We start from the raw sequence: 25,129 nt of genomic DNA, 5'->3' as shown, positions 1-25,129 counted from the left end.
TACTAGTTATATTGTTAACCCATCTGCGGGAGATTTTGTTGATGTATCTTTCATTTCACTTTTTGGATTTCTTGCACGCTTTGTCTGTCGGTCATTGTCAGTAGAGTTCTTTGTTTTATTAGTTAGTTTTTCAAAACATTTCTTAACACCACTAAACCCTAAAGTGAGAGCAAGACATGTAGCTATAGCAATAGCTGCGAGGAATAAAGCGGCAAGGGCCCCAATGTAACCCTGAGAGACACCATATGCTACAGCTGAAATGAAAATAACCGTTGTTATGAATATTAATGTTTGACGGGTTCTCTTTGCTGGATCTATGTACTTTCCAGCAGCAGATACTGCTTTTCCTGTAGTAGATGCTGTTTTTTCTATAAAAGAACCTGCTTTTTCAATGCCAGACTGACATTTTTTTGAAGCAGTTTTACAGTGGTATTTTTCCTCGAGTTTCTCCTTTAGCTCTCTAACCTTTTTTTGTGCTTCTTGTGTAATTCTTGGATATTCTTTTAAATTAAGTAAAGTTAGATAATACTTTTTAGTATCAAATGTTTGACCTTCCAACTCTAGAGAACAGGGATCAGCGCCCATTTCTAGCAGCATTGCACAAAACTTTGTTGTATTGCTACAACTAACTGTTGAATCAAAAATTGTTCCTTGCTTTAGATATTCAATTTTTTCTTTCCTTGCTTTTGTTTTTAGCACCGCTTGTAGAGGCGTGTCTTCTTTCTGGTTGGTAGCATTCATAGCTTCTCTCAATTTATCTTGAGATATCACTTCTTTTTCTACTAAATTCAAAATCAACTCCAAATATGCAACTTTTTGCTCTCCTTTAAGTAAAGCAATATGATGTAAAGCATTGTTGCCATTTGTGTCTTTCAGGCTAATATCCGCCCCTTTCTGTAGTAACTCCTCAAAAAGTTTTTTATCATTATTTTCAATTGCTGAATGTAATGGATTACTATCTGGAGTATTTATGGTATACCCTATAATTTCTTTAATTTTTGTTTCTGTATTGGTTTTTATTTCTGGTTCTAATTCAGACTTCTTTACTGACTCTGCCAATTTTTCTAAGAAGTTAAGATAATATATTTTTTGTTTTTCGCTTAACTCCTGTAATTCTTCTTTAGACAACTGCAAATCATCAATATTTGCTCCTAATTTGAGCAATTGTATAGCAGATACTATTGTATTGTCGTAGTGTGGTATAAGTTTTTTAAAAGGTGTTAAAGTTTTTCTAGGTGTAGTCTCAAAACTATGTTTTTCTTTTGTTACTTTACTAAGTAACAATGCTTGCAGTGGTGTTTGACCGTTGCCATTTTTATCGTTTACAGCTTTTTCAAGTTGTGCTTTAAGTTGCTCTTTTCCTTCCTCTTTTCCTTCCTTCTTACTCACATCTAGTACTGTATTTAAAAAATCAAACTTTTGTTTTTTCTCTAATTGTGTAACTATTAGGTGTAAAATATTATTTTCCTTTTCATCTTTTGCACTGCTAATATCCTTACAACCTTTCAGATATTCTTCAAATTTCTTGCGATTTCCATTTTTAATTGCTTTGAATATTGGCTGTTCCTCATCAGTATATTGAACATTGCTGTTCGTTATCCCGTTGGTTTTCTCCACTTCTTGGTTTTCATTTGCTGTGTAGGAAATTGGTATACCCGAAATGTGGTCTTTCTCATCAGCAGGATCATCTTCAGCTTCGCTACTGTTGCCGCTTTCGATTCCACTGTCTCCATTGTCAATCGTCATCCCGTTGTCTTTCTCTACTCCTTGCCCTTCACTTATTGTGTTAGCACTACTGATTGAATGCTTCTTACTAGCGTTATGATCATCTTCAGCATCGCTACTGTTGCCGCTTTCGGTTTCACTCTCCATACTCCCTCTACGACCAATTTCATTTTGATCAACGTTATCAGGATGATCTTTTTTGCTGCTCTTGTTAATAGCTTCTGAAATTACTTGTTCTATTTCCTCTTTTTTTGTTGGGTCTAGTTTTTTTGACTGTTTGATTTCTTTTTCAATGCTGGAAGGAAGTGTTGAGTATAATACTTATAATATTTTTCTTGTTCTTCAGGTGATTCTCCTAATTTGGTTAACACTTCGGTTAATATCTTAGGACTAGCCCCTTCCTTGAACAATCCCTTGCATTTGTTGAGAGTCTTGTCTTTCCCAACTTCTGGGTGTAGGTGTTTGTGCTTTCCTTTTGTTACTTTTTTCGTTATAATGCTCAATAATTCATTGTTGTGTACTAACTCACTAGATGTAGAATTTTCTTTTGTCATACCAAAGCCTCACTAAAAACTAACTATTTGTGTATCTTTGTAGTTGTAAGTGTCAACAATTTGAGATTGAGAACTAACAACTAAAAAGCTAGATTTAAATTTTAAAATGTTGTATATGTAATTGAAATACAGGCAGAAGAGCGTTTCTGCTAGTATCATAGTTAAACCTCACTTCAACGATTATCTACTATTTTAAATGTTTAGTTTTAAGAAAGGATAAATATTGGTATATAGCTAAAGTGAACAGGTGCAAAATGTGCTATACCGCGGCGCTAACGAGTAGCGGAATGACGGCATATCAAATTGTAGCTAGCTATAGAACGTTCCCTACTAGCTTATTCATGAATTGACGTAGTATTGATACATCGCTCATTTTAGTAGCTGGGTTTTCTGTATATTCTGATTGACTTGATGATTTTTGTACCTCTTGCTCTTCTAAATCGTTGGACTTATTTTCTATATCCTTAACAGAGTTATTGCATTGTGTATCATTTTTTGGTGCGTTATCTTGAAGTGTAAGTTGCTTTTCTTCAGTAAACTTTCCTTTAATTTTTCCAAATCCTTCATAAATATTTTCTAAATTCAAGTAAATAAGATAACAAACTCCAATAACTGCTATAATAGATGAGGCAGTTGCAATTGTAATACTTCCTTGAGAAGCGCTGAATATTACCGCACAGGCTAAAGCAGTAAATACAAGCGTTGTCACTACTTTACAAACAACATTATTGACATACTTCACAATATCGCGTGCTTTTAACTTCTTGCCAAAATTGCACTTCAGTTCAGTTCTCATATCATCTGGAATAAGCGCTCTACCCATTGATTTCTCTATTCCTTTTATAATTTTATAATACTCTTTGCTCCATAATCTTTCGGGTAGTATTAACTGCTTTGGGTCAACACCATTTTGCACTAATTTTACACAAAACTTGATCGTGTTATCACGGCTCTTAGGATTGACCAAATTATGTTTATCTTTTGTCGTCTTAGTAATTAGCGCTACTTGTAGTGGTGTGCGTTCTTTTTCGTTAGTGGCGTTTGCAGCTTTACTAAATTTCTCTTTTTCCACCGAATTTAAAATCAACTCTAAACATGTAACTTTTTGTTCTCCTTTGAATGAAGCAATATAGTGCAGAGCATTTTTTTCATCTTTATCTTGCACGGTAATATCTGCACCGTTTTGTAAAAATAACTCTAAGGCTTTATATCTATTTGTTTTTTCAAATTTCTTAAGTGATCGGTTCTCACTCTTCTCTTGTATGCGCTGGAGTACCAGATGGAGCGGTGTTTGCCCTTCTTTTTTATCATTTACAGCTTTTATAAATTGTTCTTTTTGGCTTGCTTCTAGCAATATATGGAGAAGTTTAAGTTTTTGTTTTGTTTCAGGTTTAACAATCAAGTGTAAAGCATTATTATCATCTGTGTCTTTAAGGCTAATATCTGCCCCTTTTTGCAATAGTTCTTTAAAAAGTTCTTTATCATTATTTTTAATTGCTAAATGTAATTGATAATTATCATTACTATCTGGAGTATTTATGGTACGTGGTATAATTTCTTTAATTTTTGCTTCTGTATTGATTTTTATTTCTGGCTTTAATTTAGATTTCTTTCCTTGCTCTGCTAATTTTTCTAAGAAATTACGATAGTATGTCTTTTGCTCTTCTTTTAAGCCTTGTAATTCTTTTGTAGATAATCCTAAATTATCAGAGCTGGCTCCATGCTCTAACAATTTTGTAAGAAACTTAAGTGTGTTATCATTATTTTGGATCGTATGAGACTCATGTTTTTCTTTTGTTATCTTGTTAATTAGTGCCACCTGAAGAGCGTCCTGATTTTCACTATTAATGAGTTGTGCTAAATCTTCCTTGGTGACCGTTTTTATTAGGATACCCAGAAACTTGCATTTCTGTTTCTTTTCGAGCGATGCAATAAGGTGTAAAATATTATTTCCTTTTTCATCTTTTATGCTGCTAATATCCGTACAATCTTTTAGATATTTTCTAAATTTCCTGTTATTTCCATTTTTGATCGCTTTTAGTAATTGAACATTATTATTCGTTATTCCGTTGCTTATTTCTACTTCATGATCATCTTCAACATCGCTACCGTAGCCACTCTCTGTTTCACTGTCCCTACGATCATTTTGGTTGTGGGTAAAACAATATTTGCTATTATAAGTAATTTCTGAAATTGCTTGCTTTACTCGCTCTTTTGTTTCATTTGGTGTTTTTTTCGATCGTTCTATTACTTCATCTAGCACTGGAAGGAAGCATTGGACATAATACCTATAATATTTTTCTTGTTCTCTAAGTGATTCTTCTAATTTAGTTAATACTTCAGAGCTAGCACCTTCCTCAAATAACCTTTTGCACTTCTTGAGGGTTCCATCTTGACCTCTTGGTTTTTCACGCTTGTGTTTTTCTTTTTTTACCTTTCTCTCTATAGTGCCATACAATTGCTCGTCTTTTCTATCCTGCTCTCGCTTTTTATTTTTATCTATGCATTCGTCTAACTTATCTGCATTAGTAGCTAGTGCGCTTAGATCTATACCCATACTAAAACCCCAATATTAAAAGCTATTTAAGTTGTCAGCACTAAACTAACAACCAAGAAGTTTGACTTTTAAATTGAGCTAAACGTTGTATATGTGATCAAAATATAGGTGGAAAGGCAGAAAACTAGTTTCTATTAGAAAATCTGTTATCATAGTCAAATCCTCACTTGAACAGTTGTCTACTATTTTAACCATTTAATCTTAAAAAATAATAAATATAGCTAAAGTGAGTAACTGCAAAACGTGCTACTGGCTAAAATATAGCTAAACTGACTTACGACAATTTGAAAAACCGTCATTCCGCTACTCGTTAGCGCCGCGGCGGTATGACGGTCCGCTACGTGTTAGCGGAATCTATGCTGAGATACCGCGGCGGTATGACGGTTCGCGGCGGTATAGCTATAGGATAAGAAACTATAGCTGCAGATCGATGCTTTTATAAATCTTCCAGACTTGGTTTTTCTTTTAGTTTTTTAAGTCTTTCTTTATTTAGTATGGAGCTTATCTCTTCTACACTTTTATCAATATCATCATTGATTATTACATAATCATATTTATCACGTTTGCTTATCTCTTTTTGAGCTTCGGCTAATCTGCGCTCTATTTCATCCGCACTGTTGCTATTACGCTTTTGCAGGCGTAACCTCAGCTCTTCCATTGAAGGGGGAAGTATAAAAACACTTACAACTTTTTTTCTCATGAGCTTGAATAAGTGAAATGCCCCTTGCCAGTCTATGCTTAGTAAAACGCTTATTCCACTGCTTAAGTTTTGCTCTATAAAATCTCTTGGTATACCATAAAAATTCTCAAAAACTTTGGCGTATTCAAGCATCTGACCAGCTTCGCATAACTCGTGAAATTTTTCTTCGGTAACGAAAAAATAGTCTTTTCCATTTATTTCGCCAGAGCGAGGCTTGCGCGTAGTCGTAGAAACAGACCTAACTAAATTAGTTGATCGCTCAAGTAATTTTTCTGATATAGTAGTTTTTCCAGCTCCAGAAGGAGAGGATAGAACCAATAATATGCCCTCACTTTTTATGGTCATTTTTCTTTGCATTTTTTAACATGGCGCTTTTTGGATCAGAGTTTAAAAAGCTAGAACCTTCTAAATTAGAATTTGATAAGTTGGTGCCAATGAGAGAAGAGTTATCAAAGACAGTATAGCGCAAATCGGTTTTTTCAAGATTTGCCTTATTCAAATTAACGTTTACAAACTTTGCTCTACTCAATGTTGAATTAGAAAAATCAGCATTTTCTAAATTCATATTCTTAAATTCAAAGTAAGAATAATTTACATTAAATTTTTCACCCTGTGATATTTTCTCTTGCAAATCTCCAATTGAAGTTATAGCATTTCCTAACCCTGCAAGTTTTTTCTGCCCTTGATTGTCAATCAAAATTGAATTATCAAACTTGCAATCTGTTAAATGAGCATCAGCAACTGAACTTTTATATATGCTTGAAGAGTGAAAAGACATATCACTAATTGTTGAATTGCTCAAATTGCTAAGAAAAAAGCTAGTTTTCCTAAAGGCATTAGCGTGAAGCAAAGAAGATCTGAAATCGCTTTCAATAAAATTTGAATTAGTTACTTTTAAATTGGACCAGCTCGAATTATCAGCTAATAAATTAAAGAATGTTGAATTTTCTATTTCACTGGAATCAATATTATGGTGAAAAAGTGTACTGTTATAAACTTGAGAGTCTTGGATTTTTATCTTATACATTGAAGTTGTAGAAAGGTCTGAATCTTCTATCTTCGCAGAGGTGAATAGTGAATGGTCAAAAAATGAGCCATTCATGTTAGAATTCGCAACTTTAGTATTATGAAACTTTCCGTGACGAATGTCAGCATTAGAGACATTAACTTGATGCAGTTCACTAAAACTAAAATCAATATTGGATAAATCAGCATCCTGAAGACTTGCTCCAGAAACATATACATGTTTTATCTTGGAACCATTTAGTATAGATTGAACAAAACTTGAATTATCGTCATTCACATAGGAAATTTGTGTGTTGCTTAAATTAGCTTCGTCGAAGTTACTGTTAATTATGATAGAAGAATTAAGGCAGGCATCGGAAAGATTGCTACCTGTAAAGTCTGATTCTTTTAACTCTGCACCATATATGTTAGCATTTTTTAATGAAGAAAATTGTATCTTTAATTTATATGCATCCACTCCAAAGAAACTTGCATTATCAAGGTTATTTTTCTGCATAACAGTATCGTTTATTTCACTATCATTAAAATTTACGTAGCTAACATTCGAGTTTGATAAGTTGGAGAGATTCATTTGCACATTCGAGAAATTAGTATGCAAACCAATTACGTTGTGCATACTTACTTTTTTGAGATCGGAACTGATAAAATCAGCATAACTAACATGAGACTGATCAAATACGATATCTGTTAAGTTTGCAGAAACAAATTTTGTAAAACTCAAATTTGTACCTTTTATTTTAATGCCACGTAAATTAGCATTGGAGAAATTAGCACCACGTAAATCAACATCAATGAAAGACACGTCGGATAAATCGGTGTTAGAAAAATCAGCACCAATCAGACTTACTCCATCAAAAACAGATCCACTTAGGTACAATTGGCTAAAATTAGCTCCATTTAAGTTAGAGCCAAAACCTTTCTTAAAATCTTCTGGCACGCCCTCTTTGTGGCACTGCACCAAAAATTCAGCAAAGTCTTTTTTACTGTAAGATACGTATTTTGCATCATGTAGAGCGTTTAAAAAATCACTAATCTGATTTTTTTCATCATTTGTTTCGTTTCCATAACATAAATGACCAACTAAAATTAATATCAAAAATCTAATCATCTTGCTTATCGCACTGCGACTCATTGTTTTCTTTCGTTTTCACAGCCCAATCGTAAATTGCTGAGCTTTCTTTATTGTCTATTTTTCTATCCTCCAAAAGGTGTGGCATCATTTCGGCAATCGCATTTATTATATTGATCTGCTTTTTTTCGATTGCTATATCAATTGGGGATTGAAAATTATTATTAACTACTCTAAGATCAGCGCCTTGTAATAAGAGAAAGCGCACTATGTCTACCTCACCTTGTTTAACTGAATAAATGAGAGGAGTATCACCCAATTTATTTCTAAACCTTAGTATCTCTTGAGTTGTTAATCCAATTTTTTCTAGCTTACTCATTATTCCTCTTAAGCAAGGTAAGTTATTTTTCTTAATACAGTAAAAAAATTGCTTACTGTAATCATCAATAAATACAGTTGTAGGAAGATGCTCATTAAGGCTATCATATTGTCGTTTATATATTGACTTGCTTTGTATATCTTTATGACCCCATTCTTTTATTGGTTCTCTGTTTAGCTTTGTCCATTTTTGTAAATTTTTCTTTTCACTTTGCTCTTCTTCATCTTTTTTAGTTATAGGTTTTACTCTATTGCGGTCCTTAGAATTATTGTTTGTTTCTTTCACTTTTTTTTCTTCAAACTGATTCTCTACTTTTTCTTTTTTTCCCTCTAATAATTGACTCGCATCACTTTTTGAAAGTTCATTATCTTTTATATCAATCTTCTGATCAGCTTGTAGATTTTTTTGCGGGTCAGTTGTATTCTCATTTAAATCAGCACTTAAAGGCAAAGGCTCTGGTTTCAAATCTTTATTCACTTCTTTATTGGCCACATTTGGTAAATTTCGAGCAAATTCGCCTGTACTTTCTTCTAGCTGGTCATTTGGCAAACCTTTATCAATCCTTTCACCTTCACTTATAGTTTTTTCAACCACAGAAGCTTTATTCTCGTTGTGTTGCAGCTTCTCTTTATCGGTTACTCTTTTGCTCTCAGCCTCTTGTGTTTGTTTAGCATCGACGTTGCTTTTCAACTCATCTTTTTGATTTGTCCTATCTTGCTTCCTTACACCTACATTTTCGTTTTTATGAACTGATTCAATTTTCTTTTCTTCAAATTGCTCTACAGCAAATAGGCTCAGTGATCCAAATACAACAACTAATAATACAAAGTATAAAATACTCTTCATAAATATTCCAAGCATAAGCTTAATTAAGATGATACTATAATCAAATGATTAATCTACAGTAAAAAATGCCTTAGGATTTAATTTATAAAAAAACAATAGATTTTTTGTATCTGTTCAGGGGCATCGCAAATATTGAAGCAAAGTGGTCAGTGCTTACTGTACGAACATTGTGATTTGAGAGCAATCTCCGCTAGGGAGGATGTCATCCCAGTGCCCTGACTACTTGGATCCAGGAATTTTGATTAGAGATTAAGTTGGTGAGTATAAAAGTAGCTAACCTTATGTTAAAACACAATATTTTTGGTGAGGGGTTGTATTAAAAGCTGGATTCCAGTGTCGAGCACTGCCGTCATAAAGGAACCAGTGTCAGCTACTTGCATGACACCCTGACAACCGTCATCCCGCTACTTGTTAGCGGGATCTATGCTAAGAGATACCGCGAATGAATCGCGGTATGACGTAGGACTGCTGTCATTCCAGTCTGGAATCTAGTCTTTACTGGGAGAAGAAACTCTCCTTCTACAGTGTATCCGTTTAGGGGAGGTATCTGTTCAGATGCATGGCTAATGTACAAATATTGAAACAAAAATTCCAGTGCTCCCTTTCTTGTCATCCCAGTGCCCAGACACTGGGATCCAGAAAACTTAACTTTAAATAAGTGGCTGCATAATAAACTACACATTAAACCTAAAGTGCATTATATCACCATCTTGTACGATATAATCTCTGCCTTCAAAGCGAATTTTTCCTGCGTCTTTGCAAGCTGATTCACTTCCATACTTTATGTAGTCTGCAAAGCTTATAGTTTCTGCTTTTATGAAGCCTTTCTCAAAATCAGTGTGGATTACACCTGCTGCCTTATCAGCTGTTGATCCTATTTTTACTGGCCATGCCCGTGCTTCTTTGGGGCCCACAGTAAAGAAAGTTATCATACTCAGCACTTCATACATAATACGCGCTACCCCATCAAGGCCTGATTCTTGTAAGCCAAATTCTGATAAAAAACTCTGTTTTTCCTCTTCACTATCAAGATTTGCAATATCTGCTTCAAGTTTTGCTGAAATGCAATAAAATTTGCTTTTATTTTCCTCCGCCATTCTCTCTACCTTTCTAGATAATTCATTGCCAGTTATAACATTTGTATCTTCAACATTGCAAACGTACATAACGGGCTTTGTTGTGAGCAATTGAAGCGACTTCATCTCGGCTTCGTCCATGTTTTCCAAACTTCTTGCAGGTTTACCGAGTTTTAAAGTAGCTAATACCTCTTGCATTAATTCAAGTTGTCTCTTTAGCTCTTTATCACCTTGTTTTGCTTTCTTTTCCAATTGAGGAAGCCTTTTTCTATGCTGTCAATATCAGCTAGGATTAATTCCATTTCCACCACTTCAGCATCTGATATTGGATCTATTTTACTGTGTACATGGCTGATATCGTCATCCGTAAAGCACCTGAGCAGATGCACGATGGCATCAACTTCTCTGATATGGCTTAAAAATTTATTGCCGAGTCCTTCACCTTTGCTTGCGCCCTTTACAAGACCTGCAATATCCACAACTTCTAATTGATTATAAATTATCTTCTCTGAACCGGCAATTGCTGCGATTTGTTTCAAACGCTGATCTTTTATCGAAATCTTGCCTATATTTGGCTCGATTGTGCAAAAAGGATAATTTGCAGCTTCGGCTGCACTTGACTCTGTAAGTGCATTAAATAAGGTTGATTTTCCTATGTTTGGTAACCCAACTATACCACAGTTAAAGCTCATATTTGCTATTTAAAGCCATAATTATTGCACAATTTAAGAATTTCTGCTATACTTAATTAGTTACTTATTGACAGTTTTGTTGGTATAGTAATATATAGCTTAAATTAAGGTAAAAATTATGCTTCAATCTAGGGAACGGAAATTACCAACTAATAGCCAAGTAGTTAAGTATAATACTGCGGGCGATGGCAATTGTTTTTTTCATGCTGTGTTTGGTGATAATAGCTCTGGTCCATATAAAGCTGAAAGAGTGCAAGATATGAGAATGGAATGGCACAAATTTTTAAGTCAGTTTGAGTCATTGGATGATGCAAGTATGCCAGCTCCTTTAAGAGATCATCTAGAAAATGTTTTTAATATGTTTTTAAACAAGCCAGGGGATTTAACTGGTAAGTCTGATAGAATAAAGGAGTTGGTTGAGCAAACAAATAGGAAAATTAAAAATGCTGAAGGTAATGTGAAGAGGTTAGTAAGTAAAGCTGTTAGCAAATTTAATATATCGCATGATCAAGCTATGCGTGATTTAAGAGAATATGCAGAGGCCCTTGGTGAAAATGAGTACGATGTCCAATATAACAGTGAATTTATTACACGCTCATTTCTTGACAAACCTGAACTCTATCAAGCCTATCTAGAAGCAATAGAAAGTAAAAGTTATTTTCCTTTCATTGGAGAAATTAGTATGTTAGCTTCTTTAGCTAACATTGAAATTAATGTCTACTACAAAGATAATAATAGCGAGGAGCAAAAAAAGTTTGAGCCAGATCCACAAATGATAAATAATGATGATCAGTTAAATCAGGTATTTAATCGTGAGAGTTATAAATTAAATGACGAGTTATGGGGTAGTAAAGAGCGAGAAACAATATATCTTGGAGGGAATCATTACTCTAGAGCTGAAATTGTAACTCAAGAATTAATAAGACAGCAGCAAGAGCAAGAAGACTTTCTATTAGCAAAAAAACTTCAGGTAGATGAGATCTTGGAATATTGTAACGTTTCAAAGGATATCTCTGAGAGAGCAAAGGTTGAGAAGAGATTTGATGAGTTATTGGCAGAAAATGCTGATAGAAAAATTGATGTTGTTGTAGGGCAGTGCGTTAGTGATATAAAGCAATACATAGAGCGCTCTGAAGAGCAAGACTCTTTGAACCCATCGTGTGGTATTGAAGAAACAAGGGTGGAAAAAGCATTTCATCATCAGCAACCAATACTTGTAAAGTAAATTTTCATAGCCCTGTATATTTTTATATAGGGCTTTTGCAAGCATTTCATATAATATGAACTTGCAGTACATACTAACCTAAATGCAAGTTGACCATGAAACTAGTTTAATCATCGATGCCATAGAGAAATTTGGTGGTGAGGCTAGGCTTGTCGGCGGGTGTGTGAGAGACTCAATTTTGCAGCGTGATGTCCATGATATTGATCTCGCTACCAATTTGCTTCCTGATCAGGTGATGAAAGCGCTAAAACTCCGTAATATAAAAACTATTCCAACTGGCTTAAAACATGGAACTATAACTGCGATCTTAAATCAGAGGTCTTTTGAAATTACAACATTAAGGCATGATGTGAAATGTGATGGCAGGCATGCGAAAGTAGAATTTACTAATAATTGGCAAGCTGATGCTTCAAGGCGTGACTTTACATTTAACGCTCTATATGCAGATAAGCATGGCCATATATATGATTACTTTGGTGGTATAGAGGACTTAAAGGCGCGAAGGTTAAACTTTATAGGCAACGCTGAAGATAGAATTGAAGAAGACTATCTACGTATTTTAAGAGCATTTCGTTTTCATGCAAAAATATGTGTCGGAGATTTGAGTGATGAAATACTAAGCGTATGCAAAAAGCATTCGCATATGATCCAAAACCTCTCTGGAGAGAGAATAAGAGATGAAATACTTAAATTGCTGGAGTGCAATGATCCTTTTCCAACACTTAAGAGCATGCAAGAATCTGATGTTTTGCAAAAGATTATCCCAAAAGAAGTAAAATGCGAAATTCTGTCTTCGTCACTTCTTTTCGGCACTGATGCACTAGTAAAATTAGCGTTACTCCTTAGGACCACCAAAAATGACAGGCTAAGTCTTGGAGAATATGTAAGCAAATTTTTACGTCTTTCAAACAAGCAAAAGAAAAAGCTGCTATTTTTACTATCCAACGATATCAAAACAGAACTTTCAGAAAAAGAGCAAAAAAAATACATATCTTTATTTGGTAGAGAATTATATTGTGATTTAGTAAAAATTTGTGGTGTTGAGTCTGGAGAAAATGTTGATAAATACATTTCGTTTGCTAATACATTCAATATTCCAAAATTTCCTTTATCTGGCGATGATTTAATAAGTATAGGTCACCAGCCAGGAAAAAGTTTAGGTAGGAGCTTGGAATTGCTAAAACAACATTGGGAAGACAGCTCCTACACTTTAACAAAAGAGGAGCTGGTGCTTTATGCTAAGAGCCTACTCTAACTGCTTTCCAACTGTTCAATGAATGTATGCTTGCAATATTAGTGTGACTCATCGAGGAATTAGGTGTGTATTCTTTTTTAGCTTTTTCTGTTAATTGGTATTCGTTTACTCCTCCTTGAGTTTGATTACACATTTTCTGATCTGGAGATAAAAATTTATCTCTTATACTTGGTGTCAGTTGTAACTCTTGAATCTTATTTGAAAAACATTTCATTTTAGCCTCTGTTAATTTTCCTGTAACAATTTCTTTAAGTAATTCTCCTGAGTCGTTATTATTATTATTCTTGCTATTAAAGCTGTGCAAGATAGAGTCTACAATCTTATTTACCCCTTCTTGTTTGTTAAATTCTAATTTTTTTACACATTTTACAACAGAAGATGACAACTTGGCTTTTAACGTGCCATCTCGTGGTTCTTTACCTACATTTTCTCCAATGTTACAATGTTTGTTGACAACTTCTTTAACCTTGGCTTCTATGATCTCCCTTGCGGATTGTTTTAAATTACTTTCTAATAATTTAAGTAATTCTTTACTTTCAAATTTTCCACTATTTTTATTTGATAGAGATTTTATGGTTTCATCAAGCACGTTATGGCAAAAGTGCTTTTCTTTAAATTCAGGAAAACCTTTTTTTAACTCCTCGTTTTTCCTAGATAAAAAGTCATCAAGATTCTTATCCCTAAAAAGCTTATAGAAAACCTTTGAAACGTTTGACTGAGTTGATTTCATAGAATAATTAGGGAGTGTTAAATAAACTGTGTCAAACCGAAAAAAAAGTAATAAATTGATATAAAAAAATGGAGGTTTGACAATGAGTCAGAAAGTAGTAAACAGAACTACCGGTTTGGTAGATTATAAAGAATTAGAAACAAATATCCTGTCGTCTATACGAGAAGGAAGACCGTTGACAGGAAGAGATGGAGCATTAACACCGTTTATAAAAAAGTTGCTGGAGGTAAGCCTGGAAGGTGAAATAGAAAACCACTTGTCGGCTGAAAGCGAAGAGAATAATCGAAGAAATGGGAGGAATGCAAAGACTTTACGTACAAGCGCAGGGTCATTTGAGCTTTTGACGCCAAGAGATAGGGAAGGAAGTTTCGAACCACAAATAGTCAAAAAAAGGCAAACAAACTTACATCCAGAGCTTGAAACGAAGATTTTGAGCACATTTGCCAGTGGTATGGGCTATAGAGATATAGTGTCACATGTTGAGGAAATTTATGATCACAAAATATCGGTGGCAGAGATATCAAGTATTACTGACAAATTGCTACCAGTAATCAACGAATGGCGTAGTCGCCCGCTGCAGTCTGTATATCCGATAGTTTTCATGGTTTTTTAAAGTCAAAGAGGACGGGCATTGCGTAAGTAAATGCATGTATAACATATTAGGCATAGATCAAAATGGCAAAAAAGAAGTATTAGGTTTTTATTTGGCTGAAAGTGAAGGAGCTAACTTCTGGTTGGGAGTGCTAAATGACCTCAAAGAAAGAGGAGTAGAAGATATCCTTATTGCCTGCGTTGATGGGCTGAAAAGCTTTCCTGCAGCTATAAACAGTGTCTTTCCTAATGCGGAAGTGCAGATGTGTATAGTGCATCAGATACGCAACTCACTGAAGTATGTGGCCAGTAAAGATGCGAAGAGTTTTTTGAGCGATTTAAAGAAGGTATATCAAGCTTCAAGCAAGGAAATTGCCGAGAATTATCTGTTGGAATTGGATGAAAAATGGGGCACAAAGTACCCTATGGTTATAAAATCTTGGCAGAATAATTGGGAAAACTTGTCTGGTTATTTTAAGTATTCTGGTCCAGTTAGGAGGATAATCTACACCACCAATCCCATAGAGGGGCTACATAGGCAAATTAGGAAATTCACTAAGACCAAAGGCTCATTTACCAGCATAAATGCCTTGTATAAGCAGGTATATTGTGCTATAAAGAAGGCAGAGGAAAAGTGGACGATGCCTGTACATGATTGGGCATTAACTATCTCTCAACTTGATGTTTTCTTTCCTGGCAGATTGAAAATTGAGTTGAACTAAAAATGCGGTTTGACACAGTTTATTTAACACTCCCAATAATTAAGTGATTTTTTAGTAGATGCTGGCTTTAAGCTTATTATACTTGATCCTTGAGCTTTTGTCTGTTCTTGTGTATCTTTCTCTGTTAACTTCCCATTTTGTTGTTCATCTTCAGCTGTTGAATTTTCAACTTGCTGTATTTTCAACTCGTAATTTTCTCCAAGTGTGTCTGTATGCGCTTTAACAGATGACATTGCAACACTTCTTACTTTTTCTAATTCTACATTCAGATGTTCAACTTGCTCTTGTAACTTTTTATTATCCCCTTGTGAAGACTCTAATTTTCTCTCCAATTCTGCCTTTAGTCTTTCTATTTCTTCAGCTTTATTTCCTTCTAAGATCTGCTTTTCTTCTTCAGTAGCGTTTAGCTGACTGATTAAAATTTTTAATTTATCTTCTAAGTCAACTTTTTTTCCCTGTAGTTGTTGCTCTTGATTATTTAGTGGTAGTTGCTGCGCTAACAATTCCATCACGCTCAAAGAAGTTTTATTTAAGGTATCACCTATTCCAGCTAACTCCCATTCTTTACTTCCTTCTAAGATCTGCACTTGTTCTTGCAACCTAGCAATCTCATTTTCTGAGCTCTTTTTCTCTACTTCAGCAGTTCTTAATTGACTTCCCAAGCTCTCTAATTTGCGTTCTAACTCACGCTGACTTTCCTCATGCATTTTGCGTTCTTCTTTCATAGCTTTTAACTGCTCCTCTTTTTCACTATTTAAAGCATTAATTCTGTCTTTTAATTCAACATCTTCCTTTCTTTCTTGCTTCAATTCTGTTTCTTTTTGCTGTAGACAATTTATCTTCTCCAATTGTTCTGTTGACTCCTTCTCTTTTACAGATAAATTTTCCTTGAGTTTTGTTACTTGCGCTTGCAAATCTTCATTGTCTTTCTTAACAGCCTCATTTATATCTTTATTTTTATCGATAAGTGATTTAATGAAAGCTTCTTGCTCTCTTATTCTTTTCTCTTGATCAGATATAGTGCGCTGTTGTTCGTTATTTTTAGCATCCATTTCCTTTTTATCTTCATCTAATCCTTCATTTAACCGCATTAAACTATTTATTTTCGTGTCTTTTTCTTTCACCTCTACCAACTCTTCTTTGCATTCTGCAAGTTTAGATTCCAAATCCTCATTTTCCTTTTTTAAGAAGGCATTTTGTAAACGCTCAAGTTCTAGTTCCTGACTTACACCTTCCTCCTCTATGCTTACTTCTTCCATACTATCGTATTCTTCATCAATGAGTTCATCATTTACTATAGTATCAAAACAACTCTCATCAGTGAACTCACTATTTTCTTCAGTTTGAACCTCTCCATCCTTACTTATTACTTCACTCTGGCTCCCTTTTTCTGCAACCTCAGGTTTTAAGTCAGCTCCAATATTTTTATCCGTTGTTTCAACACATTCGGTCTGCATTGTCGTATCTTGAAATGTTACTTTATTAGATAGAATATTTTCCGCCCATTTGTTCCATTTCTTTGGTAGTATTCGTCCAATCGTTTTTAAGTACAACCAAGCAAATACAGTAGACCAACTGTATTTTTTTTCCTTTCGTTTAACATTAATTTCATAATTAACCGTATTGTTAGTATTTAGCATAAAATTACCTTATTTTTTAACTTCGATTTACAGAAAATTTTAACAGTAGTAAAGTTATATATATTAGTATAAATGTTAAATAAATACTAACGCAGGTATCAAATTATGGTAAAGTCTTTGCCCGCCTAATACACTTTAAGCAGAAATGTACATGTCTGTAAGTACAGCATTTGCTTTTTCTATCGCTCTTGCTAACATTTCCTGTTCATTGTTCTGATCTTTCACATTGATTACCTGAGCAGCTAAGTTTGCAGGAAAAGTGACCAAACTGACTTCCCATAATTCCACTTGTTTTAACACTCTAGCTCCGCTTTTATGATCAACATCATACTCTATAGGTATATAGCCGATGGAAAGTCCATTGATTACTCCAGTTTTGAGCATTAAGTACGCTTCCTTTGCTTTTTGGATGCCCAAAAGTAAGTGTGCGGTTATATACAGGCCAACATCATTTTCGCAAATATCTATAATATTACCTATAGGTTCACCTGGATTGTGCTGCCAAAGGAGTTTTATTTTATTTCTGTTTAAATTTTCCTTAAATGCTCCGGGTAAGATCAGGTCATTTTGTTTATCAACTATATTAAAAACGCTAGCATAACCAGAAAATACACCGTTTTCTCCTATGCTTTTTATTGACAATGGTGAATAGAGAAATTTCTTATTCATAAAGCCTCCTGTAGTATTGGGAATTTTGTTTGCACAATGCACTGCAATGTCAAATCTATTATATGCAGTTCTCTAAAAAGGGGAAGCACTTTTCTTAGTTACTAAAAACGCTAACTGGAATCCAGATTGGACACTGGGTTATAAAAGTATAGCTTCTACATCATACTGCCGCGGTATCTCTAGATCCCGCTAACAAGCAGCGGGATGACGGTTGTCAGGGTGTCATCCCAGTGCCCAGACTGCAGTTCTCTAAAAAGGGGAAGCACTTTTCTTAGTTACTAAAAACGCTAACTGGAATCCAGATTGGACACTGGGTTATAAAAGTATAGCTTCTACGTCATACCGCCGCGGTATCTCTAGATCCCGCTAACAAGCAGCGGGATAACGAGATGCCACCGCGAACCGTCATACTGCCGCGGTATCTCTAGATCCCGCTAACAAGCAGCGGGATGACGATTGTCAGGGTAGCTGTCATCCCAGTGCCTCTCTATAATGTCATCCCAGTAGCCCCTATAATGTCATCCCAGTGCGTGACACTGGGATCTCATTTTACTTTATGACGGTGTCATCCTAATACCTTCCCCTGTCATCCAAGTAGCTAACACTGGGATCTCATTTTACTTTATGATGATGTTATGAAAGTAGCTGACACTGGGATCCAGAAGACTTAATTTCAACCAAATAATAAAGGCTAGATTCCAGACTGGAATGACATCATAGGGGCACTGGGATGACAGCAGTCCTACGTCATACCGCGATTCATTCGCGGTATCTCTTAACATAGATCCCGCTAACAAGCAGCGGGATGACACCTCTCTTGGGCTCTTTTAGCTACAAACGTTAAGAAATTTACCAAACGAAAAAAAAGGCAAAAGAAGCCCTAGTCATTGTCTATTTTCTGTATTGGCGTTTTTTAAGTCTTAAACACTGCAATTTAGCTGCTTTTAAGTGCAACTAACCTTAACTAAAATGTTTAAGAAATTTACTAAGCAGAAAAAAAGGCAAAAGAAACCCCGTGGTAATTAGTGTTCACTCTCTAATCCTGCAAATTGGCGTACTATACTGTCTTAAACGACTTATAAGCGCGTTTCAGCTTGTGTGGGTAAAAACCCAGAAATGTTGTGAAGACATAAGGTGCACATAGTGCAAAAAATTAAAAATAAGACGCCAACTACGTTGTTTTCTTGCTGTTTAATCTGCACAGATGAAGATAACTGAATACCTTCACTATCATGATATGTATAACAATGTTACAAAAAATAATATCATAGAATTCAATAGGATAATTCCTAGAAAACCCCTACATACTAAAAAAAGCAAAATGCTGTTAAAATGAGCTTAAGAATAAATAGCAAACATCTAACATAACAATTCTATTTGTAAATCAGGTGAGACTTATCCTATAGAAAGCTTTCGAACTACGCAAGCGTATCTTTTGCCTTTAGTATTTCTTTAAACCTGCTGCAAAAGAGTAGGAATGGTTATAAAATAGGGAGGTATAGCAAGAGAATAGAGAGGGAAGATGAGCTTAAACTACCATAATCTAAAAGAACATCCGAGAAATTTTCGAGATGTAACAGGTTTGAAAATAGAAGAATTCGAAAAGGTTGTAGAAAAAGTGCGCCCAGAGTGGGAAAAAGTTCAAGAACAGAAGAAATGCCATGGAAGAACGTCAAGATTGCCTGTATTGGAAGATAAAATACTCTGTATAATTCTATAGACCTGCTGCAAAAGAGGAGATATTTAAAGAGAGATGTAGCAAGAGGGAAGATGAGCTTAAATTATCAAATCAACGTTATTCTACTTTACCTCACTAGCATTTTCCTTACCTTGAACCTTACTATTACTCACAAATATAAACATTCGTTACGTAGTTCTTAATATGTCTACAGAGACGAAATTTCCCGAATTATTTATAATGGACCCTTACGATCACATTCTGGGACGTACATCAGAAAACTTTTATATTATTAGTTTTGTAGTAAAATTATATGAGTACATCGTATCTATTAAATCAGAAGCTTTATGGATTACAGATTGAGAGCTTATTTGTTTGGGGTTATCTGGTTTATACTTAGCTTACTTAGTAGTGTAGCTAATGATACTATATCAAAATATCTAAGTTTACATCTTCAGAGTTTTGAAATAATTTTTTTCCGCTTTCTGTTTACCACTATTACCCTTGTACCTTTTATGTTTTACTATGGAATAGAAGCTTTTAAAACAAGTCAAATATCTATTCAAATAACTAGAGGAGCACTGTTGTTTTGTGGAATGGTCTTATGGACCTATGGATTGAGTACTTTCCCCATAGTAACTGCAACGATTATAAGTTTTTCTATACCATTATTTGTTATATTTCTTGCAATCCCTTTACTAAACGAAAATATAATTTGGCAAAGATGGATAGTAACTATTATTGGTTTTGTTGGTATTGCTATTACTATCAAAGCTCATAGTGAAGACTTTAATCCTAAAATTCTTATTTTTATTGTATCTGCATTAATCTTTGCTATATTAGACATACTTAATAAGAAACTTGTGATAAAAGAGTCAGTAATAAGTATGTTATTTTATTCAGCTCTAATGACAACTGTTTTTTCTACTCCACCTTTGTTATTTTATTGGCATATGCCTTCCTTGTTGGAATTAGTATTACTGCTGATTTTGGGAATTAATTCAAATCTAATTTTGCTCTTTATGTTAAAAGCTTTTACTCTTACTGATGCTACTGCACTTGCACCTTATAGGTACATAGAGCTAATAATTTCTGCAATAGTAGCATACGTTATATTTAATGAATTACCTGATAAAAGTGCTTTATATGGTACTTTGATATTAATACCATCAACCTTATTTATAGCTTATTCGGAAGGTAAGGCAATTAAGAAAAATAGTGTAACAACAAAAGTTTATAATTGTTAATGGTATTTATTTTAGATGCTAAGCTATATTTTTAAGGTGATAATAAAATGCACATAACTATTATAGGAGTAGGGTATGTAGGATTAGTATCTGGTACAATGTTATCGGAGCAGGGCCATAAAGTTGATTGCATTGACATAAATACTGAGAAGATTGAACTTTTGAAATCAGGGAACATTCCTCTATATGAACCTGGATTAGCAGATTATTTAGAGAATAATATAAAGTCACAAAGGATAAGATTTTTCGATTCGTATTTTCAAATAAATCCCAATACAGAAGTAGTATTTATAACTGTAGATACTCCATCAGACTCCCTAGGAAATGCAAATTTAAAGAATGTATATAATGCAGTAAGTGAAGTTTCTGAGAGAGTTAATCAAGATTGCTTAATAGTGATAAAGTCAACTGTTCCTCCTGGTACTGCAGAAAATATATATAATTATTTATCTAATAAGGGCTATAACTTTGATTTGGGGGTTAATCCAGAGCTTCTCAAGCAAGGCTCTGCAGTATCAGATTTTTTATACCCAGATAGGATAATAATAGGAGTAAAAACTAAGCTAGCTAGGGCAAAACTAGAAGTTATATATAAATCATTTATAGATAAGAATATTCCGTTAATGGTCACTGATACAGTTACTGCTGAAATGATTAAATATGCTTCTAATGCTTTTCTAGCAACAAAGGTTGCTTTTATCAATGAGATGGCAGGTTTATGTGAGCTATTAGGAGTAGACATTGACCTTTTAGCTAACAGTATGGGAATGGACCATAGAATAGGTAAGGAGTTTCTCAAAGCTGGTCCAGGATTTGGAGGATCATGTTTTCCTAAAGATTTATCGGCCTTAATAAGGCTTGCTGAAGATCACAATGTCAAGCTACAAATTTTAAATTCAGTTAAGGAATCTAACTATAATCATATAACAAACATTGCTAAAAAGGTAGAATATCTATTAAATGGAGTCCAAAATAAAAAAATAGCAATATGGGGGCTAACTTTTAAGTCTGGTACTGATGATGTAAGAAATAGCCCAGCTATAGATATTGCACAATTGTTAGTGAATAACAAGGCTAAAATTACTGCATATGACCCAATGGGGATGGATAATGCTAGGCAAGTTCTAAAGGATATAGAGTACGCGGACAATGCTATAGGGGCTGCAAGGGACGCGGAAGCCTTGTTATTGTTAACGGAGTGGAAAGAATTTAAAAATCAAGATTTTGCAAGTTTAAAGAGTATTATGACTGCACCTAATGTTTTTGATTTCCGTAATTTATTAGATAGCGAGCTGTTACTAAGATATGGTTACCATGTTTATTCCTTGGGTAAAAAATCTATCTACAAAGTTTAACTGTTGAGAAATATTTTTTACACCGCTTTACTTAGTTTTTTAAGGTCTTTGCTTGATAATATGGAAAAGCAAACGAGTGCAACAACAGAGCAAATGGAAAAAAATGAAAACATAATACTGTTACCACAGTGCTTAACAAGTACTCCTAAGAGCACGCATGAAAATATTGAACTTGCAATATACCCAAATAATCCTGTTAAGCTTACAATTGCACATACATTATTTTGTGAAGCAATTTCTACAGCTATAACACCTGTCAGTACTTGAACTCCAAATATAAAGAATCCTGATAAGATTGCACCAAGGTTCATAAGAATTATGTTTTGACCAAAGTTCATTGCAATAAAAGTGAGTGCTATACCCAACATGTAAAGTAATGCCAGCAAGCTTCTATTTTGAAAGAAGTACATATCACTAATTCTTCCTGTGATTAAAGTTCCAAGGATTCCACCTAAATCATATACACCTGTTATTAGTGAGGATTGTACAAGAGAAATTTGTAATTTATCCCTTAAAATTATAGGAAACCAAAAGAAGATTCCCATTTTTATAATATAAGCACAAAAAGTAGCACAACATAGAAACCATATGGAACTTGTTACCTTGATACCTATTTGAGATTTATGCACCTTATAATAGGTAGTAAAGTTGGCACTTTCTTTGTAATATGCTTTTAATATTATATAAATTCCAAAAAGTAAGCATAAGAGACCAGAGTACAAAAATGCACTCTTTGCATCATACATTTTTATTATACTTGGTAATACAATTAAAGTAATACAAGAACCAAGTTGCTGAGATGCGCTCATAACTCCCCATGATGATGCAATTGAAGAGAGGCTAGAGTTTGTAACCATAAACTTGGTAATAGCTGGCCAACCTAACCCTTGTGTCCAAGCTAATAATATTAATGTTAACAGTAATAAAGTTAGATTATTATATGATAAAGTTATACCAATGGTTAATAATCCAGTTGCAATATTGCATAGCCCAAACATAAATAGTGGATTATTTTTGGAGTCCATGACTATTCCATTAACGAATTTTGATACTCCATAAAAAAAGAAAAGCAGGCAAAAAAATAGCTTAATTTTACATGGTCAGTATCTATTAACAGTGGTAGAGCAATTGGTATACTTTGTCTTGATAAATAAAGCAGCATATATCCACAGAAGAATAGTAAATATTGAAAGAAGACAAAGTTCACACCTATTCCCAAATAGCTCTATGCAGATGCCAGCATAATACTATATTGGTATAATATTATTTGACAAGAAGTTTGCAAACAATTAGTGCAGAAAATTACTTACTTAGTATCTTTCTTATAGCAGATACAGTAATATTAATATCTTCATAGCTTATATCTCTATGTGTTATAGCTCTGATTTTACCTTTGATGTTAGCCATTCTAATTCCATAATTTGTTATTAGTACGTTTATTAATTCTTGAGTAGATATACAATTATTACGTAATGAGAAATACGCTATATTAGTTTTGTATAGGTCAATATCAATTATAACTTGATCTATGGAGTCTAGGCCTTCTATAAGGTGCTGCATTTTTTTATGATCTTCTTCTAAAGAATTTACATTATTACGTAGAGCATATAAACATGCAGCTGAAATAATGCCAGCTTGGTGCATACCTCCGCCAATTTGAAACTTATAGTACCAAGCTTTTTCAATAAACTCTTCACTTCCAAGCAATATTGCGCCCATTGGAGCACCTAATCCTTTACTAAAATCAATGAATACCGAATCAAAATAACTTGCATACTCTTTTGGAGATATTTTAGTATGAGCACAAGCGTTGAACAGTCTTGCTCCATCTAAATGAGTGAATACGTCATTCTCTTTGCAGAGACTTGAGATCTCTTGAATATATTCTAAAGGCCACACAGCTCCACCACCAAAATTTGTCGTTTGTTCGATAGAAACAAGCCCAACTCTCGGAATATTTCTTAAACTAGGACGAGTAATAAACTCAACAATTTGTTCTCCAGTAAATATTCCTCTCGTACCTTTGATTGGCAAAGGAGTGGCATGTGCCTGGGCTGCGATCAAGCCAGATTGTACTATGAGCGGATGTGAAGTTTCATCAAGCAGCAAGTAATCACCAGGTCTTTGAATGTGTACTTTATAAGCAATTACATTGGACATTGTTCCTGAAATCAAAAAGATTCCTGCAGGTTTACCTAATATTTTACATGCGGTTGCCACTAATTCGTTCACAGTTGGATCTTCACATGCAGCTTCGTTTCCAACTTTTGCTTTAGCCATCGCTTCCCTCATTTTAGCTGAAGGGTCAGTGTTTGAATCGCTAAAGAAATCTATTTTTATTCTCATATTAAATTTAACACAACCTCCTTTATAATTTCAGCAGCTTTCATGATGTCTGTTTCCTTTGTGCCAAGATGGGTAACTGCTCTTATATGAGACTCGAGCCAAGGAAAAAGTAATAAACCATAAGCTTGGCACTTACTCAAGAAAACCTCATTAGTTACATTTAGTGCTTTTATACTAAAGCTTACTATATTAGTTTCTGGATAAGGTAGTACCAGTTTTATGTGTGGAATTTCCTTAATCTTGTCTGCAAACAGTTTGGCGAGTTTATTGTCTTCTTTAAGCCTAGAAATATTGTTCTGTAGTACATACTTTGCTGCATTAGCACAATACCCTATCTGATGATAACCACTACCTAGCCAAACCTGTAGCTTTTTAGCCCTTTCAATTATCTCTCTTTTACCCATAAGCATTGAACCAAAAGGAGCGCCAAGTCCTTTAGTAAAAGAAAAGCTCATTGTATCCACATATTTAGCATAATCTGCTAAAGCAATATTTGTTTCGATATGAGCATTAAATATTCTTGCACCGTCTAAATGAAGATTTACATTGTGAGCTTTTAAAAAGTGATATAACTCGACTTGTTTTTCAAAAGGATAAATTTTACCATTAAACCCATTTATACTATTTTCTATAGAAACAAGACTCACCTGAGCAAAAATTTTATACCTCGGCTTAGAATTAATAGCACATTCTACTTCAGCAACATCTAAGATTCCGCTATTATTTCTAATACAATTAAATACGATATTATTTACTTTTGCATTGCCTGCACTATCGAAAAAATTAACGTGATAATTATAATGAGTTATTAGTTCATCACCAGGACTTGTTTGACTGGCAATGGCTAATCTATTTGCAAGCATACCGCTGGTTACAAATAATGCCTCTTCTACTTTGAATAATTGTTTGCAATATTCTGATAAGTCATTACAGCTTTTGTCTTCACCATAAGCAAAATCTCCAACAGTTGCATTACTTATTGCATGTATAACGTTGGAGCTCTGCAGAGTTGTAGTGTCACTTCTCAGATCAATAATTTTTTCCATC

General features: G+C 34.2%; 19 protein-coding genes and 2 pseudogenes. 6 read left to right on the top strand and 15 right to left on the bottom strand.

Translation table 11 applies throughout. From position 1 onward, the window contains the following. Positions 1–6: 6 nt before the first annotated feature. The 8 genes and pseudogenes from NMD99_RS02850 to ychF all read right to left on the bottom strand — a co-directional run bounded on the left by NMD99_RS02850 (position 7) and on the right by ychF (position 10,624). Positions 7–1,872, bottom strand: coding sequence for an ankyrin repeat domain-containing protein (locus tag NMD99_RS02850; protein WP_309166727.1), 1,866 nt, complete (start codon positions 1,870–1,872; stop codon positions 7–9). A gap of 113 nt (positions 1,873–1,985) precedes the next feature. Further along, positions 1,986–2,279 carry a hypothetical protein gene (locus tag NMD99_RS02845; RefSeq protein WP_309166725.1) on the bottom strand — a complete coding sequence of 98 codons (294 nt, stop codon included), beginning with the start codon at positions 2,277–2,279 and terminating at the stop codon, positions 1,986–1,988. A gap of 313 nt (positions 2,280–2,592) precedes the next feature. Beyond that, positions 2,593–4,836, bottom strand: coding sequence for an ankyrin repeat domain-containing protein (locus NMD99_RS02840; protein WP_265016411.1), 2,244 nt, complete (start codon positions 4,834–4,836; stop codon positions 2,593–2,595). Between the two features lie 436 nt (positions 4,837–5,272). Then, a complete protein-coding gene (gene gmk, locus NMD99_RS02835) occupies positions 5,273–5,881 on the bottom strand; it encodes a guanylate kinase (RefSeq protein WP_253308926.1) in 609 nt (202 codons plus the stop codon). Then, the gene (locus NMD99_RS02830; protein WP_309166928.1) at positions 5,865–7,670 is read right to left on the bottom strand and encodes a pentapeptide repeat-containing protein; all 1,806 of its coding nucleotides are present in this window, start codon (positions 7,668–7,670) and stop codon (positions 5,865–5,867) included. The genes gmk and NMD99_RS02830 overlap by 17 nt, the downstream gene beginning before the upstream one ends. Then, positions 7,663–8,856: an ankyrin repeat domain-containing protein gene (locus tag NMD99_RS02825; RefSeq protein ID WP_265016412.1), complete on the bottom strand. Its 1,194-nt coding sequence runs from the start codon at positions 8,854–8,856 to the stop codon at positions 7,663–7,665. Before NMD99_RS02825 ends, NMD99_RS02830 begins: the two co-directional genes overlap by 8 nt. Positions 8,857–9,277: 421 nt before the next feature. After that, on the bottom strand, positions 9,278–9,538 hold the full coding sequence (locus NMD99_RS02820) for a hypothetical protein (protein WP_410543502.1): 261 nt from the start codon (positions 9,536–9,538) through the stop codon (positions 9,278–9,280). Further along, positions 9,531–10,624: pseudogene (gene ychF / locus NMD99_RS02815) on the bottom strand (redox-regulated ATPase YchF). Before ychF ends, NMD99_RS02820 begins: the two are co-directional and overlap by 8 nt. Positions 10,625–10,742: 118 nt before the next feature. Here ychF and NMD99_RS02810 point away from each other — a divergent pair. Both NMD99_RS02810 and NMD99_RS02805 read left to right on the top strand, forming a co-directional pair. Further along, positions 10,743–11,849 carry a hypothetical protein gene (locus tag NMD99_RS02810; protein ID WP_309166721.1) on the top strand — a complete coding sequence of 369 codons (1,107 nt, stop codon included), beginning with the start codon at positions 10,743–10,745 and terminating at the stop codon, positions 11,847–11,849. Between the two features lie 82 nt (positions 11,850–11,931). Further along, positions 11,932–13,104, top strand: a complete 1,173-nt coding sequence (locus tag NMD99_RS02805; RefSeq protein WP_253309262.1) for a CCA tRNA nucleotidyltransferase — start codon at positions 11,932–11,934, stop codon at positions 13,102–13,104. On the opposite strand, the gene NMD99_RS02800 is transcribed toward NMD99_RS02805, so the two are convergent. Beyond that, a complete protein-coding gene (locus NMD99_RS02800) occupies positions 13,088–13,834 on the bottom strand; it encodes a hypothetical protein (RefSeq protein ID WP_309166719.1) in 747 nt (248 codons plus the stop codon). The two genes, NMD99_RS02805 and NMD99_RS02800, sit on opposite strands and share 17 nt — an antisense overlap. 82 nt (positions 13,835–13,916) lie before the next feature. Here NMD99_RS02800 and NMD99_RS02795 point away from each other — a divergent pair. Then, positions 13,917–15,147, top strand: a pseudogene (locus NMD99_RS02795) (IS256-like element ISWpi15 family transposase). 23 nt (positions 15,148–15,170) lie between these two features. Here NMD99_RS02795 and NMD99_RS02790 read toward each other — a convergent pair. The 3 genes from NMD99_RS02790 to NMD99_RS02780 form a co-directional block, all read right to left on the bottom strand. Further along, entirely contained in the window at positions 15,171–16,787 is a 1,617-nt protein-coding gene (locus NMD99_RS02790; protein WP_309166717.1) for a hypothetical protein, read from the bottom strand. A 135-nt stretch (positions 16,788–16,922) separates the two neighbouring features. Beyond that, a complete protein-coding gene (locus NMD99_RS02785; protein ID WP_309166716.1) occupies positions 16,923–17,456 on the bottom strand; it encodes an HK97 family phage prohead protease in 534 nt (177 codons plus the stop codon). A 617-nt stretch (positions 17,457–18,073) separates the two neighbouring features. Then, positions 18,074–18,268: a hypothetical protein gene (locus NMD99_RS02780; protein ID WP_309166715.1), complete on the bottom strand. Its 195-nt coding sequence runs from the start codon at positions 18,266–18,268 to the stop codon at positions 18,074–18,076. Between the two features lie 710 nt (positions 18,269–18,978). Here NMD99_RS02780 and NMD99_RS02775 point away from each other — a divergent pair. The 3 genes from NMD99_RS02775 (at position 18,979) to NMD99_RS02765 (ending at position 21,736) form a co-directional block, all read left to right on the top strand. After that, a complete protein-coding gene (locus NMD99_RS02775) occupies positions 18,979–19,176 on the top strand; it encodes a hypothetical protein (RefSeq protein WP_155968442.1) in 198 nt (65 codons plus the stop codon). Positions 19,177–19,481: 305 nt separating this feature from the next. Then, positions 19,482–20,381, top strand: coding sequence for a DMT family transporter (locus tag NMD99_RS02770; protein ID WP_265016739.1), 900 nt, complete (start codon positions 19,482–19,484; stop codon positions 20,379–20,381). A 47-nt stretch (positions 20,382–20,428) separates the two neighbouring features. Then, complete coding sequence (locus NMD99_RS02765) at positions 20,429–21,736, top strand: UDP-glucose dehydrogenase family protein (RefSeq protein ID WP_309166710.1); 1,308 nt, start codon at positions 20,429–20,431, stop codon at positions 21,734–21,736. A 17-nt stretch (positions 21,737–21,753) separates the two neighbouring features. Here NMD99_RS02765 and NMD99_RS02760 read toward each other — a convergent pair whose 3' ends face one another. The 3 genes from NMD99_RS02760 to NMD99_RS02750 all read right to left on the bottom strand — a co-directional run bounded on the left by NMD99_RS02760 (position 21,754) and on the right by NMD99_RS02750 (position 25,128). Beyond that, the gene (locus tag NMD99_RS02760; RefSeq protein ID WP_309166708.1) at positions 21,754–22,761 is read right to left on the bottom strand and encodes an MFS transporter; all 1,008 of its coding nucleotides are present in this window, start codon (positions 22,759–22,761) and stop codon (positions 21,754–21,756) included. Between the two features lie 277 nt (positions 22,762–23,038). Then, positions 23,039–24,082: a threonine aldolase family protein gene (locus tag NMD99_RS02755; protein ID WP_264687714.1), complete on the bottom strand. Its 1,044-nt coding sequence runs from the start codon at positions 24,080–24,082 to the stop codon at positions 23,039–23,041. After that, positions 24,079–25,128, bottom strand: coding sequence for a threonine aldolase family protein (locus NMD99_RS02750; protein ID WP_264687713.1), 1,050 nt, complete (start codon positions 25,126–25,128; stop codon positions 24,079–24,081). Before NMD99_RS02750 ends, NMD99_RS02755 begins: the two co-directional genes overlap by 4 nt. Between the last annotated feature and the right edge of the window lies 1 nt (position 25,129).

The organism is Wolbachia endosymbiont of Listronotus oregonensis, assembly GCF_031205055.1.
Taxonomy (GTDB): domain Bacteria; phylum Pseudomonadota; class Alphaproteobacteria; order Rickettsiales; family Anaplasmataceae; genus Wolbachia.
Note: the sequence above shows the minus strand (reverse complement) of the source record. Positions and strands in the feature narration are given on the sequence as shown.

Bases quoted from the DNA above. Each gene is read 5' to 3' on its own strand.
- NMD99_RS02760 (WP_309166708.1), bottom strand. From the start codon at position 22,761: ATGGACTCCAAAAATAATCCACTATTTATGTTTGGGCTATGCAATATT.
- NMD99_RS02845 (WP_309166725.1), bottom strand. From the start codon at position 2,279: ATGACAAAAGAAAATTCTACATCTAGTGAGTTAGTACACAACAATGAA.
- NMD99_RS02840 (WP_265016411.1), bottom strand. From the start codon at position 4,836: ATGGGTATAGATCTAAGCGCACTAGCTACTAATGCAGATAAGTTAGAC.
- NMD99_RS02770 (WP_265016739.1), top strand. From the start codon at position 19,482: ATGGATTACAGATTGAGAGCTTATTTGTTTGGGGTTATCTGGTTTATA.
- NMD99_RS02775 (WP_155968442.1), top strand. From the start codon at position 18,979: ATGAGCTTAAACTACCATAATCTAAAAGAACATCCGAGAAATTTTCGA.
- NMD99_RS02810 (WP_309166721.1), top strand. From the start codon at position 10,743: ATGCTTCAATCTAGGGAACGGAAATTACCAACTAATAGCCAAGTAGTT.
- NMD99_RS02790 (WP_309166717.1), bottom strand. From the start codon at position 16,787: ATGCTAAATACTAACAATACGGTTAATTATGAAATTAATGTTAAACGA.
- NMD99_RS02830 (WP_309166928.1), bottom strand. From the start codon at position 7,670: ATGATTAGATTTTTGATATTAATTTTAGTTGGTCATTTATGTTATGGA.
- gmk (WP_253308926.1), bottom strand. From the start codon at position 5,881: ATGACCATAAAAAGTGAGGGCATATTATTGGTTCTATCCTCTCCTTCT.
- NMD99_RS02825 (WP_265016412.1), bottom strand. From the start codon at position 8,856: ATGAAGAGTATTTTATACTTTGTATTATTAGTTGTTGTATTTGGATCA.
- NMD99_RS02805 (WP_253309262.1), top strand. From the start codon at position 11,932: ATGCAAGTTGACCATGAAACTAGTTTAATCATCGATGCCATAGAGAAA.
- NMD99_RS02765 (WP_309166710.1), top strand. From the start codon at position 20,429: ATGCACATAACTATTATAGGAGTAGGGTATGTAGGATTAGTATCTGGT.
- NMD99_RS02800 (WP_309166719.1), bottom strand. From the start codon at position 13,834: ATGAAATCAACTCAGTCAAACGTTTCAAAGGTTTTCTATAAGCTTTTT.
- NMD99_RS02785 (WP_309166716.1), bottom strand. From the start codon at position 17,456: ATGAATAAGAAATTTCTCTATTCACCATTGTCAATAAAAAGCATAGGA.
- NMD99_RS02820 (WP_410543502.1), bottom strand. From the start codon at position 9,538: ATGTGTAGTTTATTATGCAGCCACTTATTTAAAGTTAAGTTTTCTGGA.
- NMD99_RS02755 (WP_264687714.1), bottom strand. From the start codon at position 24,082: ATGAGAATAAAAATAGATTTCTTTAGCGATTCAAACACTGACCCTTCA.
- NMD99_RS02750 (WP_264687713.1), bottom strand. From the start codon at position 25,128: ATGGAAAAAATTATTGATCTGAGAAGTGACACTACAACTCTGCAGAGC.
- NMD99_RS02850 (WP_309166727.1), bottom strand. From the start codon at position 1,872: ATGGAGAGTGAAACCGAAAGCGGCAACAGTAGCGATGCTGAAGATGAT.